General features: G+C 42.2%; 6 protein-coding genes. All 6 read left to right on the forward strand.

The annotated features are described in order from the left end of the window. Nucleotides 1–601: RHS repeat-associated core domain-containing protein (locus ACM6IT_RS23060; protein ID WP_414918753.1), on the forward strand; the 601-nt coding region annotated here is incomplete at its 5' end. Between the two features lie 3 nt (nucleotides 602–604). After that, on the forward strand, nucleotides 605–1,075 hold the full coding sequence (locus tag ACM6IT_RS23065; RefSeq protein WP_056724198.1) for an SMI1/KNR4 family protein: 471 nt from the start codon (nucleotides 605–607) through the stop codon (nucleotides 1,073–1,075). A 140-nt stretch (nucleotides 1,076–1,215) separates the two neighbouring features. Next, nucleotides 1,216–1,842: a hypothetical protein gene (locus ACM6IT_RS23070; protein WP_414918754.1), complete on the forward strand. Its 627-nt coding sequence runs from the start codon at nucleotides 1,216–1,218 to the stop codon at nucleotides 1,840–1,842. 149 nt (nucleotides 1,843–1,991) lie between these two features. Next, on the forward strand, nucleotides 1,992–2,471 hold the full coding sequence (locus ACM6IT_RS23075) for a hypothetical protein (protein WP_236709742.1): 480 nt from the start codon (nucleotides 1,992–1,994) through the stop codon (nucleotides 2,469–2,471). 147 nt (nucleotides 2,472–2,618) lie between these two features. Beyond that, nucleotides 2,619–3,050 (forward strand): NTF2 fold immunity protein, encoded by a 432-nt coding sequence (locus ACM6IT_RS23080; protein WP_414918755.1) that lies wholly within the window; start codon nucleotides 2,619–2,621, stop codon nucleotides 3,048–3,050. 251 nt (nucleotides 3,051–3,301) lie between these two features. Beyond that, entirely contained in the window at nucleotides 3,302–3,574 is a 273-nt protein-coding gene (locus ACM6IT_RS23085; RefSeq protein ID WP_056724197.1) for a hypothetical protein, read from the forward strand. Nucleotides 3,575–3,729: the final 155 nt, after the last annotated feature.

The raw sequence follows: 3,729 nt of genomic DNA on the forward strand, positions 1-3,729 counted from the left end.
TGTTGAAAGGCTGGCGGTCAATGATGTCGAGCAGAATCTGCGGTTTCAGGGGCAGTATTTTGACGATGAGACGGGGCTGCACTACAACACGTTTCGGTATTACGATCCGGAGGTGGGGCGGTTTGTAACGCAGGATCCGATTGGGTTATCTGGCGGGTTTAACCTGTATCGCTATGCTCCAAACACAGGAAGTTGGACCGATCCACTGGGGTGGAGCTGCTGGGCTGCTAAAAACGTAGCCGGTCGAAAGGTGTACCAAAGAAATGATATTTTTGATCCCAACTACGTTGATGATTTGGGAAGGACAAACGTTCAAAGGATGAGCAAAGGGGATGCGCCAATAGGAAAAGACGGAAGCGAAGTGAATCTCCACCACCTTACCCAAGACGAACCTGGCTCAATGGCAGAAATCCTCAGCAGTTTTCACTCAAAAAATGATCGAGTGCTGCATATGTACTCTAATCAGTGGGATAAAAGTTGGGTTGGGTCGGATGGTATTAGACGGCTTTATAATAGCGCACCCAAGAGTATGAATCGTGGGCCGTTTAATACATGGAAGAAAAGTTACTGGAAGGAAAGATCATTGGATTTCGGAGTCTGAAGTATGAGCTATATTGATTTGATTGAGGCTGAGATTAATGCATCTGGTGAAGATCCTGCATATGCAGGTGGCGCTAGCGACTCCCTGATAGCTGAGTTTGAAAAAGAATTGGGGGTTGGTTTTCCGGATTCGTACAAGTTGTTTCTTAAGAGGTTTGGTGCTTTGTCATTTGCCGGTGAGACGTACTATGGGGTTACTAAGAGCGGGTTGGCCGCTACCGCAATCCCTAGCGTTATATTTGCTACAAAAAACGCACGATCTCTTGGTGATGCCGATAATGGAATGATCGTCATTAAGTCTTCAGGATATGGCCCTATATATTCAATTGATACTTCTAGCATTGGAGAGGCAGGAGAGCCTGTAGTGGTGGAGACGGAGCTTTCATTTAAAAGAGATGGCGAGAAAAATGTCATTTCCAAAAGTTTTGAAGATTTTTTTTGTGACTCTGTCAGGCAGTCTATTAAAGATCTTTAATGTTGCGGATGGCGAGTGACGTGTAGGTTATCTGGTATGACGGTAGGGGGGCTTTTGGGGGTGGGTAGGGTGCAGCGAATGGCACGTGAAAGGTTGGAAAGCGGAAAATACGCTGTAGACAAAATTACAGCGCGACTATTATGAGTGCAGAAATTTTTTATTTGGTTGATTTTTGTGGAGCGTCATGCGGTCAGCCTGAATTTATCTCAGGTGAGTTCAATTGTGATGAGTGGGAGTGGGATGAGTTTGATCCTGGAGTAGAAAGTGTTGTTGTGGAGAGGGTTTATAAATTTAAAGTGTTGGATCGAACAATAAAAACGCTTGATGTGGATTTTTTAGGGTCTCCGCACAATCTAGTGTCAGCACGCTTTCTTGAAGTCTGCGATAGTTTAAATGTTAGGTATCGATCAGTGCCGGTTGAACTAAAGCTTGCAAGTGGAGTGATCAGTGGTGAGTATTTTATTTTTATCCCTCTGGATGCTGTAGAGTTACTGGATCAGGCTGGGTCTAAATTTTCTTTGGAAAAGGATTTAAATACTAGTGAGCCAGTATTTAATCGGTATCATCCTGCTGTGCCAGTTTATAGCTGGATAAGGCAGTTCTCTGCAAAAAGTGGAGTTTGTGAGAGTTTTTTTGTTTGTATCGAAATTATGAAGTGGGTCTGTAGCGAGGAGTTTAAGGTTGAGGCAGAGAAAAAGTTGGCTGGTTTGAGTTTTAAACCAATAGATAGTGAGTTTGTTTTTGATCCGTGGGGTGAAATGTCCTGAGTCTGTTCGTCTTGTGCCAATAAACGCTTTGGCTATTTTGAAAGGCCGTGACAGAGTTGATGGATGCGCTCTTTTAATATCATTATGCTGCGGTGGAATAGGGGGGAAGGATCTGCCGCCTGGCACAATAACTGATCTGAGATTGTAATATGATTGATATTGATGAAGAGTGTAAAAAAATAGAAGGGTTTGAGTTTTTCTCAAGTATGGGGAGTGTTGGGTCTAAAGATAATGATTTTTTATATATAGAAAGCGTTCGGAAGGTTTTTTTAGAGCCGTCTGAGTCTGAGTTTGATGGATGCTATGAGGGTGTTGAGTGGCTGCCCACATCCCCAGCTCAACCCGATCCGTTTTATGATATTCCTAAGCCGCCTTCAGATCTAGTCGCTATGCGAATGAAAGTGAATAAGGCAGTAATGGCGGTTGCTAAAACTATTGATAAGAACAAGTTCATTTGCACGCCGCATGATTTTAACCTTGCGGCAAGAAACGCGGTGTGTTTTGCCTTTAGGCAATATGTGTCTGAAAGTTATTATGGGCTTGGTGATCGATGGTTGGCGATAATAAAATTATATTATTCTGGTCGTTGGCCTGTTGGTTTGGTTAAGGATAAAATAGTTGTTATTTAATTTTTAGTGGGGGTCTTTCAAATTTTGTCGAGGTGTATTTCGCTCTTCAATAAGGACGGTCATTAGATATCTGGTGATTCAATGCGCCGTTTCAGCTAAGTCGACGAGTTGCCAGTAAAATATTCAAAGAGATATTTTGGAGCTGATATGGCTGATAAAGAAATTTCATTGCGTGCGTTAGAGCGTGTAAACAATTTTTTGGCCGAAATGAATTCTTGGGAAGCAGAGTTTTTCAAGATTCGAAAAGAGAATTTAGCCGGAGAAGGGGATGGTCCTGAAGTAAAAGTTTCTTTTGGGAGTAGGCTGGAAAGTATACTAAATAAATTTGCTTTTAAAAATAAAAGTAATTTTGGTCGTTTGATAGACTTGGGTTGTGTTAATCCGCCCACGTACGATCCGCAGTCTGACGTTGTAGAGGTCATTTCTATGAGTGGCGATGAAGTCGTTTTTCAGATACAACAAACTGTTGGGGTAGAGGTTACATCGCGGATAGTCATGGTTTGTAAAACTGGTGAGTGGAAAATTAAGAAGAAAGAAAGTTTGGGTTATGACGATAAGTGGAAGCGTTCACCTTTGTAGTATGAGCTGCTGAAATGGAATCAGTGGTTTTTTTCACATGCGCTGAGCGAGCTTTCAAAGCGTTCTAATGGTGTAAGCGGAGTTGGGTGTAATCTGTAGAGTTAAATAAGTTCTTTAAAATCTAGTTTTGTGAGTGGCTACAAGCCTTTGTCTTAGTTGCTCTCTTCACTCTCCACTCATTTACCGCATTGCAATGGGTAGGTCATAAATTTTGAAAACGCCTCAGGATAGCGCTATATAAAGGGGGCTAGATGAAAGAGACTGATCTGATAGGTTTGTTGCGAGAAATATCAAATGAGTTAAAACAAGCTCAGGCAGTGCGCGGAGGGACAGATCTACGCTCTATTATCGAAAATTACGAAAGGGTAGTAATGCTCTTGCTTGGAGGTAATTTAACCGATAATTTAATCAGGTTTTCGCCTAGGGAGTATTTAGCGATATATAGTGATTATGAGAACCCGCTGCTTGAAAAAATGGATTTCGCACAGAGGGAAGTTAATGGTTTTTTGGTTGTCAGACCTTGAGTGCTTGATGTTTTTTCGACGCTATTTCTCTTCTTGATGCGGTCACTAACGCCATTTGTCGTTCGTTCTTTAAAAACTCATCGAAGTAAGTGGCTGCCAACTTTGTCTCAGTCACTTTCTCTATAGTAATAATCGACGTCCGGCGCAAGTCACAC

Origin of the sequence: Pseudomonas sp. IT-P4, assembly GCF_949767755.1 — a bacterium.
Taxonomy (GTDB): domain Bacteria; phylum Pseudomonadota; class Gammaproteobacteria; order Pseudomonadales; family Pseudomonadaceae; genus Aquipseudomonas; species Aquipseudomonas monachiensis.